Origin of the sequence: Phaeobacter gallaeciensis (assembly GCF_001678945.1) — a bacterium.
GTDB classification, from domain to species: Bacteria; Pseudomonadota; Alphaproteobacteria; order Rhodobacterales; family Rhodobacteraceae; genus Phycobacter; species Phycobacter gallaeciensis_A.
In genome coordinates this window covers 376,374-390,842 of sequence record NZ_CP015124.1, presented here as the reverse complement: position 1 = coordinate 390,842, position 14,469 = coordinate 376,374, and the positions used below count along the sequence as shown (strand labels likewise).

The window sequence follows — 14,469 nt, the reverse complement described above, 5'->3', positions numbered from 1 at the left end:
CCCGTGCCAGCAATCCGTGGCCGCGGGCCAAGCCCGAGGTTCAGCCGTCGATCTGCTGTCCCATGATGGCCAGCGATTGTTGATAGACCGTTGCCGCGTTCCATTGTTTTAGGACTTTGTAATTCGGCTGCCCCGGCTGGTAGCCCTTGCCGCGTTTCCAGCCTTTCTTGCGCAGGTAATTCGCGGTCGAAGCCAACGCATCCTGTTGATCATAGAAGTCGACGCGCCCGTCGCGGGTCCAGTCCACGCCATAGGTCAGCGCATTTCCGGGCAGGAATTGCGTATGGCCAAGCTCGCCATGTTTGGCGCCGAGTGTCGCGGGAGTGATCGCGCCCTGATCCACCAGCTTCAGCGCGCCGATAGCATGGGACCGGAAGAAATCAGAGCGGCGGCAATCGTAGGTCAGGGTCACGATGGCCGAAACCACCTGACTGTCCCCCATGAAGTGGCCAAAGGCGGTTTCCATGCCGTGAATGGCGATCAGGACACCTGCGGGCACGCCGTATTTCTTTTCCAGCGCCGCGTAGAATTGTGGGTTGCGGGCTTTGCGTTTGCGCCCCTGCGCAACAATCGTGGCTGAGCCGCGCAGCTGCATGAATTTCTCAAGGCTGTAGCGAAAGCTTTTCTGATTGCGGTCGGCGGCGATGGTGCGGCTGGCGTATTGTGCCTGTGCCAGTGCCTTTAGTCCCTTGCCCTTGACGCCTGCGCGCTTGGCCTCGGCCGCAAACTCTGCCTTCCAGCTGGCAAAGCCCGAAGAGTTATTGCCACAGGAGGCGGCCACAGAGGCGACCGGCAGCAAAGAAGTCAGGGAAAGGCACAGAACTGGTAAAACACGCATGGTGGGAGCTTTCGGAAACTGGAACTGGATGTCTCTAGCCTACCGCTCCCGCGCAGGAAATATAGCGTGATGTGGCGCGTTTCAGCGCTGGTGTTGCTCTCAGGCAAAGGCCTCGGCGGCGGCGATGGCTAATCCGTCAGCCACGGCCGTCAGCGCATGACGGTTTTCCACCGTCGCGCCGGGGCAAAGCCGCTGAATTTCCTGCTGCAGACAGCCCAGCAGCGCCGAGCCCCCAACCAGAACGATGCGATTAACCTCTTCCGGGGCAGTGCCTGCCAGTTTCAGTGTCTCTGCGGCGGCCTCGGCCAGTTCCTGCATCTGTGCCTCCAGTAGGGCCGAGATGTCATCGCCAGAAAGAGAGGCCTGCAGGCCGCGCTCCAGAACCTTGAGATCGATCTGTGCGTCGGCGTCCTGCGGGTGGTTGGCTGCGATCTTGCCGCGCTCCACCGCAAAGGCGATGTCGTGACCCAGTTCATCCTCCAGCGTGCTGACGAGGCGCGCCAGCCTGTCCGGCTCGCTCGCCTGTTGCTGGAGGTCACGTGCGGCGCGGCGGTGCTCGGGCGTATAAAGAAACGGAATCATCTGCCAGCTGGACAGATCGTTGTAGATCCGGTTCGGCGCGGGCAGGGTGCCGCTGCCGAAACTGTTGCGGATGCTGCTTCCACGCCCCAGAAGCGGCATGACCCGCGCCAGGCTGATCTTCTGGTCGAAATCGGTGCCGCCCAGACGGATCCCGTAGGAGGCCAGAATATCAGTGGTGCCGTCAGCGTCCTGCCGGAAGGCGGTAAAGTCCGAAGTGCCCCCACCGATATCGACAATCAGCCCCAGCCCCGAGCGGGCCTCGGTTGCGCGCAGCGCCGCTTCGGGCTCCAGCATGAAGCGCACGTCCTGAAATCCGGCAGCCAGGTAGCAGGCACGGAGGTCGTCTTCGGCCTGGGCATTGCGGGCCTCATCGCGGCTGTGAAACCGCACCGGACGGCCCGACAGGGCATGGGTGAATGTCATGTGGGTCTGCGCCTCGGCGCGGGCTTTGATCTCGGCCAGAAACTGGGTGACTACCGCCGAAAGGGTCATTCGCTGCCCGCCAAGGCGACGTTCCTCGTGCAGTAGGGGCGTTCCAAGGAGGCTTTTGAGGGCGCGCATGAAGCGGCCCTCGTCGCCGGAAATCAGCGCCCGGGTGGCGCTGCGTCCGATGCGCATCTTGCCGCTGTCGGGATCAAAGAAAACCGCAGTGGGAAGGGTCTGTTCGCCTGGTTCCAGTTCAATCAGCCAGGGGCGTCCGCCCGCCGCCACACCTGCTGCCGAATTGGAGGTGCCAAAATCGATGCCTAAAGTCATGGGGGCGGTCATTGGCCTGTCTCCTGCGGGTCCGGGGAGCGACGGCTTTACAGGCAGAACGGGCGGGGTTCAAGAATGACTGCCCCGCCCATTTGCCTTTGTCATCCGCAGCGATGGGGGAACGCGGTTGATCGGTTCAGGTCGCAGAGGATCCGCTTGGTAGGGTAACCCGAAAGGTGGAGCCTTGTCCGACCTCAGATGACACCTCCAGCAGGCCATTGTGGTTGGAACAGATCCGGCGGCTGAGTGTCAGTCCGATGCCGGTGCCATCGTATTCATTCGGGTTGTGCAGCTTCTTGAATAGCTGAAAAATCTGCTGCTGATCTGAGGTTGAGATCCCAGCGCCATTGTCGGTGACGTCGATGCGTTCCTGCCCCTTGTTGGCCCCGGAAACGGACGTAATGGAGACGATGGGTTTGCGCGCACCTGAGCGGAAGGTAATGCCATTGGTGATCAGGTTCTGAAATAGGCAGCGCAATTGCATTCGGTTGCCAGTCACCACCGGCAGGGGGCCAATGTCGACGGTGGCCCCGGCATGCTGGATCTCGCCTTGCAGATCCTGCACCAGCTCGCCCGCCAGCGTGTTGAGATCGATGTCCCGCTTTTGGATGCGGGCGCCAACCACGCGGGAGTATTCCAGAATGTCATTCATCTGCCGCATCATGCGGGCTGCGGTCTTCTGGCTTTGCTCCAGCAGGAAAATTCCGTCCTCGCTAAGCCGGTCGCGTTCGGCATCCAGCTCCTGCAGCAGCAGGTTGAGCGTATTGGCTGGCGATTTCAGATCATGCGAAACCGCATAAGTGAACTCGCGCCTCTCCCGGTTGATATGTGCCATTTCAAGCATTGTTGCCCGCGTCCGGATCGCATCGGTGGCGCAAAAGGCCAGTTGCCGCAGCAGGGATATGTCCGCCTCAGTCCAGGCGCGCGGTTTGTCATCAATTACCGCCAGCACCGCAGCGGGTACACCGCCGGGTCGATAAACCGGCACGCCAAGATAGGAACCAATGCCAAGCCCCGGGGCAATACCCGTGCCCAGATCCGGGGGAGGGTTTGGGGCATCTTCAACAGCCACGGGGGCATCCTTTTGGATCACGTGCTGGCAAAAGGAATGAGACAGAGGCGCGTGCCGATCCTCTGCCGCCGGGCCGCCAAGCCCGGTCTGACTGGTGAAGAATTGACGTTTTGCGTCGCTGTCGATGGTGGAGAGCAGAGCCACCGGGGCGCCAATGGTGCGTTGTGCCAACCGGGTCAGGTTGTCGAATTCCGGGTGGGGCGGGCCGTCGATCAGCTCAAGATCCCTGAGGCTGAATTTCTGCATTATGAACGCTCGCTATTCTGAGAAACTCATGTCGCACCCTACGACATTATGGTGGCAGAGCTTAACCTTTTCTGAAGCGCCCGCATCGCTCCAGATCTGAAGACTGCCACTGGTTGGTCCAGTGAAGACCGGGCCTGTGAATGAAAAAGAGCGCCCGTTGGGCGCTCTTTCTTGGTTTCGACTGCCGCAGCTATTAGCAGCTGTAGTACATGCCGTACTCAACCGGGTGCGGGGTGTGCTCGTAGGTTTCGACCTCTTCCATCTTGAGCGCAATGTAGCCCTCAATCTGGTCTTTGGTGAACACATCGCCCTGGAGCAGGAACTCGTGATCGGCCGCCAGGCATTCCAGCGCTTCACGCAGGGAGCCGCAGACGGTCGGGATGTCGGCCAGCTCTTCGGCGGGCAGATCATAGAGGTTCTTGTCCATGGCTTCGCCGGGATCGATCTTGTTCTTGATGCCGTCCAGGCCAGCCATCAGCAGGGCTGCAAACGCCAGGTAGGGGTTTGCGGCCGGATCGGGGAAGCGGGCCTCGACACGCTTGGCTTTCGGGCTTTCGGTCCACGGAATACGCACGCAGCCGGAACGGTTACGGGCGGAGTAGGCGCGCAGAACCGGAGCTTCGAAGCCGGGGATCAGACGCTTGTAGGAGTTGGTGGACGGGTTGGTGAAGGCGTTCAGCGTTTTCGCGTGCTTCAGGATGCCGCCAATGAACCACAGGGCTTCGTCGGACAGGTCCGCATATTTGTCACCAGCAAAGAGCGGCTTGCCGTCTTTCCAGATGGACATGTTCACGTGCATGCCGGTGCCGTTGTCGCCTGCGATGGGCTTCGGCATGAAGGTTGCCGATTTGCCGTAGGCGTGCGCGACGTTGTGGATCACGTATTTATATTTCTGCAGCTCGTCTGCCTGTTTGGTCAGGCTGTCGAAGATCAGGCCCAGTTCGTGCTGGCAGGAGGCAACCTCGTGGTGGTGCTTGTCCACCTTCATGCCCAGACGCTTCATGGTCGACAGCATTTCCGAACGCAGGTCCTGTGCTTCGTCGACGGGGTTGACCGGGAAGTAGCCGCCCTTGACGCCGGGACGGTGGCCCATATTGCCAACTTCATACTCGGCATCGGTGTTCCAGGACGCGTCGGTCGCGTCGACTTCATAGGACACCTTGTTGATCGAGTTGGAGAAGCGCACGTCGTCGAACAGGAAGAATTCCGCTTCCGGGCCCATGAACGCCGCATCGCCGATGCCGCTGGACTTCAGGTAAGCTTCGGCCTTCTGTGCGGTGCCGCGCGGGTCACGCTCGTAGGCTTCGCCGGTGTCGGGCTCAACAACCGAGCAGTGGATGCAGATGGTTTTTTCCGCGTAGAACGGGTCGATATAGGCGCTCTCGGTGTCGGGGATCAGCTTCATGTCCGAAGCTTCGATCGATTTCCAGCCCGCGATGGAGGAGCCATCGAACATGAAGCCTTCTTCGAGGAAATCCTCGTCGACCATGTCCACGTCTACGGTGACGTGCTGCAGTTTACCACGTACGTCGGTGAACCGGATGTCGACATAGGCGACTTCCTCGTCCTTGATCAGCTTCAGAACTGCGTCCTTGCTCATTGGTGCTTTCCTCTCCGTAAGAAAATTCGTGTGTTGCTGCGCCAACCCGCTGCGCTGCCTTTGGCAATCTCAGCGCGCTGGCGATATCTGGTATTAGAGTGCGTCGGGGCCGGTTTCGCCGGTCCGGATGCGGATGGCCTGCTCGACCGGGCTGACGAAGATCTTGCCGTCGCCGATCTTGTCTGTCTTTGCCGCGTTCACGATGGATTCGATCGCGCCGTCCACCTGATCGTCGTCAAGAACCACCTCGATTTTCACCTTGGGCAGAAAATCGACGACGTATTCGGCGCCGCGATAAAGTTCCGTGTGCCCCTTCTGGCGACCAAAGCCCTTGACCTCGATCACGGACAGGCCCTGTACACCGACGTCCTGCAGCGCCTCTTTCACCTCGTCCAGTTTGAACGGTTTGATGATGGCTTCGATCTTTTTCATCTCGTGGGCTCCTCACAACCTTGTCGAAGCTGGTCAGATCATTTCTAAATGCTGGCGACAATGGATGCCGCCAAAGATGCCGGAAAATCAGCCTGCAAAATGAGCGCGTGTGTTTAAAAAATAGTCACTGCGCACAAAAAATAATCAGAATTGAATCGCGGGAGCCTGTAGAATGACCGAACTGCTGACAGCTGCCCAGATGCGCGCCATTGAACAGGCCGCCATCGAGTCAGGTGAGGTGACCGGCCTGGAGCTGATGGAGCGGGCCGGGCAGGGCGTGGTAGAGGCGATTTTCGAGGAATGGCCCGAGTATGAAAGTGCTCCGCAAAGCGCAGCAGTTCTATGTGGACCGGGAAACAACGGCGGAGATGGTTTCGTCGTCGCACGCCTATTGGCTGGGAAAGGATGGCTCGTTAAGGTTTTCCTATATGGTGATCCGGACAAGCTCCCCCCCGACGCGCGCACGAACTACGAAATCTGGTTGGCTGACAATCAGGTAGAGGAGCTTTCTGAAAGAGGGTTTCGGAAAGAGCCCTATACGATTTACATCGATGCTCTTATCGGAACCGGTCTGTCACGCCCGCTCGAGGGGACGGCGTTGGATGTTATCAGCCATATGACGGGCAGAAATGGTGACCGTTATGACGATTGTACCGTGGCCATCGACGCACCTTCCGGGATTTGTCTGGATAGCGGTCGATGGTTGGTGCCGCAGCCGCCATCGCTCAAAGAGCTGTTTGGCAAGCTTCCTGCGGGGGCGAAGATCCGAACGTCAGCACTGCCCAAGGAGCCTGACCCTCGGCCCCAAGCCAGACTGACGGTCGCGTTTGACTCCCCCAAAGTCGGTCACTTCATCGCCGCTGGCCCCACGCACTGTGGGCGTGTGGTAGTCAAGGATATCGGTTTGGCGAACTGGCGGTCTTTCAAACCTCGAAAAGAAGGGCAGCCGCCTTTTGTTGTGACCGAAAATGGCCCGGTTGGCATATTGCGTCCAGCCGGTGTTCGCCTCACAGGGCAAGCGCCAATCGTTGATGACGTTCGCAGTAAGATATCTTTCAAAGACACTTCCCGCTGGATGGCCAAGCGATCAGGCCACAAATTCTCCCACGGTCACGCCCTGATCCTTTCGGGTGGTTCCGGTAAAACAGGTGCCGCGCGGCTGTCGGCGCGGGGCGCGCTTCGGATCGGGGCGGGGCTGGTGACGCTGGGCGTGCCGCCAAGCGCCCAGCAGGAGGTCGCCTGCCAGATCACCGCTTTGATGCTGCAACGGGTGGCAGATGCTGAGGCTCTGGCTCAGGCGCTGGTGGATAGCCGCCTCAATGCGCTCTGCCTTGGCCCCGGAATGGGCCTTGATCGCGCGCGGGATCTTGTCCCTGCGGCTCTGGTGGCCAAACGGGCCACGGTGCTGGATGCCGATGCGCTCTCAGCCTTTGGCGATGCGCCGGAAGAGCTCTTTTCCATGCTGCATGAAAAATGCGTGCTGACGCCCCATGGCGGCGAATTTGCGCGGCTGTTCCCGGATATAGCAGCAAAACTGAAGGTACCCGCCACCAAAGGTCCGGCCTATTCCAAGGTGGACGCCACGCGGGAGGCCGCCGTGCGGGCAGGCTGTGTGGTGCTGTTCAAGGGCGCCGATACGGTCATCGCCGCGCCGAATGGGCGCTGCTCGGTCAACTCCGCCCATTATGATCGCGCCGCTCCCTGGCTGGCGACGGCTGGGTCGGGGGATGTGCTGGCGGGATTTATCACCGGTTTGCTGGCGCGGGGCCTTAGCCCGATGCAAGCGGCGGAAAGCGCCGCCTGGCTGCATGTAGAATGCGCGCTGGAATTCGGCCCCGGACTGATCGCCGAGGACCTGCCAGAGCAGATCCCAGCCGTATTTCGCAAGCTAAGGTTTTAAGCCGCCGGGCGCAGGTTGTCGCCTGCCGCGCGGGAGGTGGCGATCTCCATGCCGCCCGCGTAGATCACATGGGGGCGATCAAAGGTCAGGGTGCAGAGTTCCAACATCTGCATGCCTTCGTCGCGGATGAACTCCTCATCGATCAGTTCGAACGCAGGCACAACGGCCTGGGGCTGTCCGAACATCGCCTTGGCGCGCCAGTCTCGGATCAGAACCTGCTGGTTCAGCGGCAGCAGCAAATCTCCGCCCGGCTGAGTGTGCCCAAGCGATCCGGCTGTGAAGCGGACCGCATGCATCATGGCGCGGGATTTGCGGATCTTGCTCAGCGGAGTGAGGCCCTGCGTCCGTGTAATCAACTGATCCCCGGCTGTCAGAGTCTCAACGGCCAAAGCGCCGTCTTGGGTCTGGATCGGAGTGCCGGTAATCAGCGTAACCGAACTTTGGGCCGCGTGGCTGCCGGTCTGCTCGCGGCGGCTTTGCAGGATGCGCGCAACGATATGCTGCGCAGGCGGATTCGCGTGCGGTTTCATGGGGTCTCTCGCTCTGCCTCAGTAGCATTTTATTTGTTTTTTTCAGACACTAGCCATTTGGCGCGCCCGCGTCTGCGCAATTTTTCGCTTATGGGGGAAGCTGTGGCTGAGATGTGTCTTTGGTGCCGCAATCGAATAGTGTGGCTCCGGTGCGATTTCCTCTCGCATCCTGCGGCGGGCTTTGCTATTCAGCGGCTCACGCAGCGCCGGAAGGTGCTGCGTCAGTGCGGGTGTGGCGGAATTGGTAGACGCACCAGATTTAGGTTCTGGCGCCGCAAGGCGTGGGGGTTCAAGTCCCTTCACCCGCACCATTTTGATTTCAAATGAAAAATCCAAGTCGCTTTTGTCAGGATTCCGCTGGGGGACTTGAAGGCTGCCCCTTTTTGTGCGGCAGTAGCGGTGGCTGGTCGACGTCCTGTTTTATCGTCCAGGTCCCGACTAACGCACCTGACCTACGAAGGCCCACGCGGCCGAAACAGTTCCTGAAAACGTTGCAGGTTCCAGGTTTAAGGGGAATCGGGCAAAAAGGTTGGAAACTCTCGCTGAACCCCGTGCATGAAAATGTCGATTTCAAGCGCCAGGCCGACCTCGAAATCGTGGAGGTCGGGGCCGCTCCAGTGGTCATCCTCGAGGCGGTCAAGGAAGCTGCAACGGATCTGCTCGTCCTGTGGCTTCAGGGGGAGGGTCCCAGCGGCACGCAGCAGGTCGATACGCTTATGAACCTCGCACATACCATGAAAAGCCTCCATCATCACACGCATCAGGCGCGGCTCGGTTCGCCAAGTCTGCCCCCCGAATACGTCTTGGATCACGCGGTTACCGGCACCCAGACAATCATAGGCAACGCACCCCTTCAGGCCTTCCTGCGTCAGCTTTTCGTGGATGCTGCAGCGATGCCCCGAGAGATTCCTGCAAGGTTCGCCAGGGTTCTTGTCGAAAGCAAAGTCTTCGCCCTTGTCGAAAGCCAGTACAACACAGCAAAGGGCTGCACATTTCGAGCAATCGGTTTGGAGACGGTCTGTGTGCGGCATTGTTGTTATCGACTTCCGATGGTCGCTCAGTAGGAGGTTCCGGGCTGCCATACCTTTTGAAATTCCTCAAGTCTGGATATGTCGGCGTTTCAATTGTGCACCGCGACGGACACCCCGGCGGTGCATCGACCTTTCACCCTGACCGCGGCATACGGCGGTCGTTTGCGGCGGTATTACTCGTTGGGGTTATGGCACCGCAGAGCAGAGAAACGCTGAGCGGCGCCTGAGCCGAGAGCGGGCTGCTCGCCTTGGGGTGGCTTATCTAGGTCGAGCCGGGCATACATTCAGCGGCGAGCGTCAATACAAGGCTGATGACCGCCTCACGCGCTTGATCCTGTGATTTCTTTCCGCGCAGCTTGCGGGCGAGCACAGAGCCGCGGATGGCGGCGTCCTGCGCAAGGATCAGCAGCGCAATCTCCCGCAGCTGGTGCATAGCCAGATCAGCTAGGTCTAGCCCCAACAGCCTTTCGAACTCTGCTGGCGGTCTGCACTCCGCCAGCATGCTCTTCAGGGCAGGTCCATTCTTTGACGTCTCGGCGCGGGCAAGGCAAATGTCGGTCATGCCCGCCATTTCGGAGAGAAAGACGTCAACCGGCATGCGGGCGGTCTTTTGGGAGTAGCCAGCTTGCCGCTCAAGAATGAGCTCCCGCTGCGCCGGGACAAAGGAGACCTGCAATCCATCGATTGCTACATCCGATGCAGCCGAGGGGCCGAGGCGATTGCGCAGGTTGAGCGCTTCGGCGAATAGCACCATTTGCAGAAGGTCAGTCTGTGTCAGATCACAGGAAATTCGCTGAATGCCGCTGCGACCTATGTGTTTGTAGTTGAGCACAAACCGGGCGCCGCCGTCCTCCCGCGGCTCCATTGAAAAGATCTTTGCTGACATGCCGCGCGTTATAGGGAAGGTTGCCGGACCTTCAAGCGACCTTCGACCGGTTCGGAAATGCGCGGTAACTGAGTTGTTGAGCGGTACTCTTGCGTCTGGATATCGGCCAATGGACCACTACGGAGCAGGCAATTTGGGTGACGTAGATGTCGGTTTGCCTGCAGGATATGCCCCGATAGTGGGGCGGGCATATGGAGGGGGCCGTGGCGCCACGCCGATATAGACGCCACGGCCACCCCAATCAGGCTGCGAGGCCGACCTTGGTCACGGGCATGGCTTTGAAGCCTTTCAGACCTTCGATATTGGCCAGCAGGCGACGCAGGTTCGGGTAGGCTTCCAGCGAGATGCCACCTTCGGGCGCATGCGCGCTATAGGAATAGATGGCGATGTCGGCGATGGTCGGCTCGGTGCCCACCAGGAATTCACGGCCTTCCATATGCGCCTCGATCTTGCCAAAGACGGTGGCGGCGGTTGCCGCGCAGAATTCTGCGTCAAAGGGTGCGTTGAAGACGTTGATCAGACGGGCTGCTGCCGGGCCAAAAGCAATTTCGCCAGCTGCCAGGCTGAGGAATTTCTGCACCTCGGCTTCCAGCACCGGATCGGTGGGCAGGAAGGACGGTGCGTATTTGCGCGCCAGGTAGACCAGGATGGCGTTGGAGTCAGCGATCACGGTGTCACCGTCTTCGATCACCGGGACCTGACCGGCGGGATTCAGCGACAGGAACGGCTCTTCCTTGTGGGCGCCTGCGGCGAGGTCAACGGTGATGACCTCATGTGCGATGCCGGCGAGGTTCGCAAGCAGCTCTACTCGGTGGGAGTGGCCGGAGAGCGGGAAGCCGTGAATACGGATTGAATTGGACATTTGGGGTTTCCTTCCTTGGTCTGATGCCTGTGCGGCTTATGGACAAGGCAAAGGTAAACTCGCCATATTGTGAGGATAACCGGTGAAATTGACGAAGTATAATGTACGAATTGACGGCAAAGAATATGCAAGGAACTCCGTAGAATGGACACGCTGGATTGTATGCGCACCTTTGCTGCCGTGGCGGCGCAACGCTCTTTTACCGCGGGTGCCCGGCAGGTGGGGATCAGCACCAAACTGGCCAGCAAATATGTGGCCCGGCTTGAGGAAAGACTGGACGCGCAATTGCTGCACCGGACCACGCGCAGCGTCACTCTGACCGACACCGGACAGGCCTATCTGGAACGCTGCATCGCCCTGCTTGATCAGTTCGAAGAGCTGGAGGACGTGGTGCAGCAGCGCCAGCAGCAGCTTGTCGGTCCGATCCGCATCACGGCCCCGACCGGGCTTGGTAGCCGCGAATTGGTGCAGGCGCTACAGCCGTTCCAAACTGCGCATCCGGATGTGCGGATCGAACTTGTGCTCTCTGACCAGCATATTTCGATCCTTGAGGAAGGCGTCGATCTTGCGGTGCGGTTCGGCACGCTGAAGGATTCCTCGCTGGTTGCGCGCAAGCTGACCGACATGCCGGTGGTCGTGGCCGCATCGCCCAACTATCTCGCGGCCCATGGCGAGCCAAAGGAACCCCACGCGCTGTCGACACATAATTGCCTGCTGATGACGGCCTCGTCGCAGCCAGAGGTCTGGACCTTCAGCCAGGGGCGTCGTCAGATCGCGGTCACGGTCACTGGGGATTTCAGGGCGAATTCCCCCCGCGCGGTGGTCAATATGGCAGCGCTGGGGCGGGGCATTGGCCGGGTGCCGGAATACGCGGCACGCCCATTTCTGGAGAGCGGCGAGCTGAAGCAGCTTTTTGCGGATCGGGGCACGGTGAATATGCCGCTTTATGCGGTCTACCCGCCCAACAGGCATCTGACCACGCGCATCAGGGCGCTGATCGATCATCTGGCCGGGGCATTTGGCGGGTGAAGCACCTGCCGGGCGCGGCTGGGGGGCAGGTCAGACCGACCCGGCTTTGACCGTCATGACGCGGTCTGCGATAGCGGGCAGATTCCGGAAGGCGTCGAAGGTGCAGGCCGTGACCAGCTGATCCACCGGGGTTTTCCGGTATCCCTGCGTGAAAAGGGCAAAGTCGATGCTCGCCCGCTGCGCTGTCTCTGCATCGACCTCGCTGTCGCCCGCATACATGCGCGAGGTCCCGCCCAGGGCTTCAAAGGCGTGGTGCAAGGGGGCCGGGTCGGGTTTTCGGACGGGCAGAGTATCACCGCCTACGACGACCTCGAAATATTGCATCAGATCCAGTGCTTCGAGGATCTGCAGCGCCGGGGCCCGGAATTTGTTGGTACATACGCCAAGGCGAATGCCAGCCTCCTGCAGGCGCGTAAGGCAGTCGGTCACGCCCGGGTAGGGCTGCGACAGGTCGGCGGGATGCGCTGCGTAATACGCCATCATCCGGGTGATGGCGAGGTTCTCATCTGCTTCGGGGATGCCGCCGTCGCGCATGACCAGCCGGACAAGGTTCGGTATGCCATTGCCGATAAAGCTGGTCACCCGCGCAAGTGTCAGCGGCGGCTTGCCAAACTCTGTCAGCATCTGGGTCACGGCGGCGTGGATGTCGGCGGCGCTGTCCACCAGCGTTCCGTCAAGGTCGAAAACGATTGCGCGGCTCATGCGGGATCCTTCCATTTGATCGAACAGCCCATCGACGGCACTTGATCCGCCGGGCCCTGGCCGGTGTCTGCGACCTGTCGCATGGCCTCAAACAATTCGCGCCGGGCGCCTTCCGGCGCCGGATTGCGCCCCGATGCATCGAGGCGGCCCCGGTACTGCAGCGCGCCTGCGGCGTTGAAGCCAAAGAAATCCGGTGTGCAGGCGGCATTCCAGCTGCGAGCGACGGTTTGGTCCACGTCATGCAAATAGGGAAAGGTGAATCCACGGTCACGGGCCAGCGCCGCCATGTTTTCAAAACTGTCCTGGGGATAGGCGACCGGGTCGTTGGCGCAGATCGCCGCGACACCGATGCCCAGCTCTTGGAGATCGCGCGCGTCACGCTCAATCCGGTCCAGAACCGCGATCACATAGGGGCAGTGATTGCAGATGAACATCACCAGCGTGCCCTTGGGACCAGCGATATCCGCAAGGCTGTAGATCTTGCCATTGGTGCCGGTCAGGCGGAAATCTGGCGCGCGCCAGCCGAAATCGCAAACAGGAGGGGAGACAGCCATGATCGGTTCCTTTTGTCAGTCGGTTCGCGGCGTGGGCAGAAGGGGTGCGAGCGCCTCAATGCCGCCGAGGTGAGTGACATCCGGGACCACGCATTCGGCGCCGGTGAAATCATCGTCGCCTGTGTAGACCGACGGGGTGACGATACAGGCCAGTCCGGCGGCGTCGGCGCTGCGTAACCCGTTGCTGCTGTCCTCAAACGCAAGGGCGTTTTCCGGGGCGATGTGCAGACGTTTCAAGGCCAGCTCATAGACATCCGGGGCGGGTTTCTTGGCAGCGACCTCATCGCCGCAGGCAATGACCGGGAAAAGACTGTCGGCAGGCGCGCCGAAACAGGCATAGCAAAGGGCGTCGACATTGGGGCGGCTGGTGGTGGTGGCAATGGCTACCGTCAGCCCGGCAGAGCATGCCGTTGCGATTAAACCCGCAATGCCGGGGCGCAGCTGCAATCCGCCGTCGCCCATCAGGCGCACATAGCGATCCGTTTTGGCCCTGTGCAGCGCGGGAATGTCGATAGCGTCGGACGCAAGACTCAGGTCACGCATATGGTGGGCGATACGTTTCTTGCCGCCGGTGGTCTGGAGCAGGCGGCGGTAGTCGTTCCGGCTCCAATTCCAGTCGAGGCCTTCTTTGGCGAATGTCTCGTTGAAGGCGCGCCGGTGCAGCTCCTCGGTTTCCGCAAGGGTGCCGTCCACATCAAAGATCAGCGCCTCAAGCGGCATTGGCCGCCGCGCGGATGGCGCGGATATTGTTGCCATAGACGCCCGTGTTGTCGACCGAGCCGCCCTTGAAGACCGCCGATCCCGCCACCAGCACATCGGCACCTGCCGCGCGCACCTTGGGGGCGGTGGTGGGATCAACGCCGCCATCGATCTCGATATGCACGGGGCGGTCGCCGATCATCTGGCGCAGGGCGATGATCTTGCCCGTCATGTCGATGAACTTCTGCCCGCCAAAACCGGGGTTCACCGTCATCACGCAGATCAGATCGGTGAGGTCCAGAAGATGCGCCACCGCCTCGGCCGGGGTGCCGGGATTGAGGGCAACGCCCGCCTTCATGCCCGATGCGCGAATGGCCTGCAGGGTGCGGTGAATATGCGGACCTGCTTCGATATGGGCGGTCAGAACGTCAGCGCCCGCATCGGCGTAGGCCTCGATATAGGGATCGACGGGCGCGATCATCAGGTGTACGTCCATCACGGTTTTCACATGCGGGCGGAAGGCTTTGACGGCCATCGGGCCAAAGGTGAGGTTGGGGACGAAGTGACCATCCATCACGTCAACATGCACCCAGTCTGCGCCTTCGGCCTCGATTGCCTGAATCTCCTGGCCGAAGTTGGCGAAATCGGCAGAGAGGATGGAGGGCGCGATCTTCACGCTGCGGTCAAAGGACATCGGGAGCCTCGTCATATCGGGGAGGGGCAGGGGGCGCGAACGCCCCCCGGATTCGC

15 protein-coding genes and 1 tRNA gene are annotated in these 14,469 nt (G+C 60.7%); 4 read left to right on the top strand and 12 right to left on the bottom strand.

Annotated features, from left to right (window positions below; genetic code table 11):
* Nucleotides 1-40 precede the first annotated feature (40 nt).
* The 5 genes from JL2886_RS01810 to JL2886_RS01790 all read right to left on the bottom strand — a co-directional run bounded on the left by JL2886_RS01810 (nt 41) and on the right by JL2886_RS01790 (nt 5,526).
* Entirely contained in the window at nt 41-838 is a 798-nt protein-coding gene (locus JL2886_RS01810) for a lytic murein transglycosylase (protein WP_065270452.1), read from the bottom strand.
* A 99-nt stretch (nt 839-937) separates the two neighbouring features.
* Nucleotides 938-2,188 carry an Hsp70 family protein gene (locus JL2886_RS01805; protein WP_065270451.1) on the bottom strand — a complete coding sequence of 417 codons (1,251 nt, stop codon included), beginning with the start codon at nt 2,186-2,188 and terminating at the stop codon, nt 938-940.
* A gap of 124 nt (nt 2,189-2,312) precedes the next feature.
* Nucleotides 2,313-3,494: an ATP-binding protein gene (locus JL2886_RS01800; RefSeq protein WP_065270450.1), complete on the bottom strand. Its 1,182-nt coding sequence runs from the start codon at nt 3,492-3,494 to the stop codon at nt 2,313-2,315.
* A gap of 193 nt (nt 3,495-3,687) precedes the next feature.
* Nucleotides 3,688-5,094 (bottom strand): type I glutamate--ammonia ligase, encoded by a 1,407-nt coding sequence (gene glnA, locus JL2886_RS01795; RefSeq protein WP_065270449.1) that lies wholly within the window; start codon nt 5,092-5,094, stop codon nt 3,688-3,690.
* A 93-nt stretch (nt 5,095-5,187) separates the two neighbouring features.
* Nucleotides 5,188-5,526 (bottom strand): P-II family nitrogen regulator, encoded by a 339-nt coding sequence (locus tag JL2886_RS01790; protein ID WP_065270448.1) that lies wholly within the window; start codon nt 5,524-5,526, stop codon nt 5,188-5,190.
* A gap of 172 nt (nt 5,527-5,698) precedes the next feature.
* Between JL2886_RS01790 and JL2886_RS01785 the strand changes: the two genes are divergently transcribed.
* The gene (locus JL2886_RS01785; protein WP_065270447.1) at nt 5,699-7,426 is read left to right on the top strand and encodes a bifunctional ADP-dependent NAD(P)H-hydrate dehydratase/NAD(P)H-hydrate epimerase; all 1,728 of its coding nucleotides are present in this window, start codon (nt 5,699-5,701) and stop codon (nt 7,424-7,426) included.
* Here the strand turns inward: JL2886_RS01785 and JL2886_RS01780 are convergent.
* Complete coding sequence (locus tag JL2886_RS01780; protein WP_065270446.1) at nt 7,423-7,956, bottom strand: Hint domain-containing protein; 534 nt, start codon at nt 7,954-7,956, stop codon at nt 7,423-7,425. The two genes, JL2886_RS01785 and JL2886_RS01780, sit on opposite strands and share 4 nt — an antisense overlap.
* 226 nt (nt 7,957-8,182) lie before the next feature.
* On the opposite strand from JL2886_RS01780, the gene JL2886_RS01775 reads away from it, so the two are divergent.
* Nucleotides 8,183-8,267, top strand: a tRNA-Leu gene (locus JL2886_RS01775).
* Nucleotides 8,268-8,279: 12 nt separating this feature from the next.
* A complete protein-coding gene (locus tag JL2886_RS19305; RefSeq protein WP_156767912.1) occupies nt 8,280-9,020 on the top strand; it encodes a hypothetical protein in 741 nt (246 codons plus the stop codon).
* A 229-nt stretch (nt 9,021-9,249) separates the two neighbouring features.
* On the opposite strand, the gene JL2886_RS01765 is transcribed toward JL2886_RS19305, so the two are convergent.
* The gene (locus JL2886_RS01765) at nt 9,250-9,873 is read right to left on the bottom strand and encodes a hypothetical protein (RefSeq protein ID WP_065270445.1); all 624 of its coding nucleotides are present in this window, start codon (nt 9,871-9,873) and stop codon (nt 9,250-9,252) included.
* Between the two features lie 241 nt (nt 9,874-10,114).
* The gene (locus JL2886_RS01760; RefSeq protein ID WP_065270444.1) at nt 10,115-10,735 is read right to left on the bottom strand and encodes a glutathione S-transferase family protein; all 621 of its coding nucleotides are present in this window, start codon (nt 10,733-10,735) and stop codon (nt 10,115-10,117) included.
* Between the two features lie 144 nt (nt 10,736-10,879).
* Here JL2886_RS01760 and JL2886_RS01755 point away from each other — a divergent pair, with 144 nt between their 5' ends.
* Nucleotides 10,880-11,764 (top strand): LysR family transcriptional regulator, encoded by an 885-nt coding sequence (locus JL2886_RS01755; RefSeq protein WP_065270443.1) that lies wholly within the window; start codon nt 10,880-10,882, stop codon nt 11,762-11,764.
* 30 nt (nt 11,765-11,794) lie between these two features.
* Here JL2886_RS01755 and gph read toward each other — a convergent pair whose 3' ends face one another.
* The 4 genes from gph to rpe are packed head-to-tail and all read right to left on the bottom strand — an operon-like array spanning nt 11,795 to nt 14,413.
* Complete coding sequence (gene gph / locus JL2886_RS01750; RefSeq protein WP_065270442.1) at nt 11,795-12,466, bottom strand: phosphoglycolate phosphatase; 672 nt, start codon at nt 12,464-12,466, stop codon at nt 11,795-11,797.
* A complete protein-coding gene (locus tag JL2886_RS01745) occupies nt 12,463-13,020 on the bottom strand; it encodes a thioredoxin family protein (protein WP_065270441.1) in 558 nt (185 codons plus the stop codon). Before JL2886_RS01745 ends, gph begins: the two co-directional genes overlap by 4 nt.
* A 15-nt stretch (nt 13,021-13,035) precedes the next feature.
* Nucleotides 13,036-13,740: an HAD family hydrolase gene (locus JL2886_RS01740; protein ID WP_065270440.1), complete on the bottom strand. Its 705-nt coding sequence runs from the start codon at nt 13,738-13,740 to the stop codon at nt 13,036-13,038.
* Entirely contained in the window at nt 13,730-14,413 is a 684-nt protein-coding gene (gene rpe, locus JL2886_RS01735; RefSeq protein WP_065270439.1) for a ribulose-phosphate 3-epimerase, read from the bottom strand. The genes JL2886_RS01740 and rpe overlap by 11 nt, the downstream gene beginning before the upstream one ends.
* Between the last annotated feature and the right edge of the window lie 56 nt (nt 14,414-14,469).

Excerpts from the sequence above, each read along its gene's own strand:
- JL2886_RS01755 (WP_065270443.1), top strand. The coding sequence starts at position 10,880 with ATGGACACGCTGGATTGTATGCGCACCTTTGCTGCCGTGGCGGCGCAA.
- JL2886_RS19305 (WP_156767912.1), top strand. The coding sequence starts at position 8,280 with ATGAAAAATCCAAGTCGCTTTTGTCAGGATTCCGCTGGGGGACTTGAA.
- JL2886_RS01740 (WP_065270440.1), bottom strand. The coding sequence starts at position 13,740 with ATGCCGCTTGAGGCGCTGATCTTTGATGTGGACGGCACCCTTGCGGAA.
- glnA (WP_065270449.1), bottom strand. The coding sequence starts at position 5,094 with ATGAGCAAGGACGCAGTTCTGAAGCTGATCAAGGACGAGGAAGTCGCC.
- JL2886_RS01800 (WP_065270450.1), bottom strand. The coding sequence starts at position 3,494 with ATGCAGAAATTCAGCCTCAGGGATCTTGAGCTGATCGACGGCCCGCCC.
- gph (WP_065270442.1), bottom strand. The coding sequence starts at position 12,466 with ATGAGCCGCGCAATCGTTTTCGACCTTGACGGAACGCTGGTGGACAGC.
- JL2886_RS01760 (WP_065270444.1), bottom strand. The coding sequence starts at position 10,735 with ATGTCCAATTCAATCCGTATTCACGGCTTCCCGCTCTCCGGCCACTCC.
- rpe (WP_065270439.1), bottom strand. The coding sequence starts at position 14,413 with ATGTCCTTTGACCGCAGCGTGAAGATCGCGCCCTCCATCCTCTCTGCC.
- JL2886_RS01790 (WP_065270448.1), bottom strand. The coding sequence starts at position 5,526 with ATGAAAAAGATCGAAGCCATCATCAAACCGTTCAAACTGGACGAGGTG.
- JL2886_RS01785 (WP_065270447.1), top strand. The coding sequence starts at position 5,699 with ATGACCGAACTGCTGACAGCTGCCCAGATGCGCGCCATTGAACAGGCC.
- JL2886_RS01765 (WP_065270445.1), bottom strand. The coding sequence starts at position 9,873 with ATGTCAGCAAAGATCTTTTCAATGGAGCCGCGGGAGGACGGCGGCGCC.
- JL2886_RS01810 (WP_065270452.1), bottom strand. The coding sequence starts at position 838 with ATGCGTGTTTTACCAGTTCTGTGCCTTTCCCTGACTTCTTTGCTGCCG.
- JL2886_RS01745 (WP_065270441.1), bottom strand. The coding sequence starts at position 13,020 with ATGGCTGTCTCCCCTCCTGTTTGCGATTTCGGCTGGCGCGCGCCAGAT.
- JL2886_RS01780 (WP_065270446.1), bottom strand. The coding sequence starts at position 7,956 with ATGAAACCGCACGCGAATCCGCCTGCGCAGCATATCGTTGCGCGCATC.
- JL2886_RS01805 (WP_065270451.1), bottom strand. The coding sequence starts at position 2,188 with ATGACCGCCCCCATGACTTTAGGCATCGATTTTGGCACCTCCAATTCG.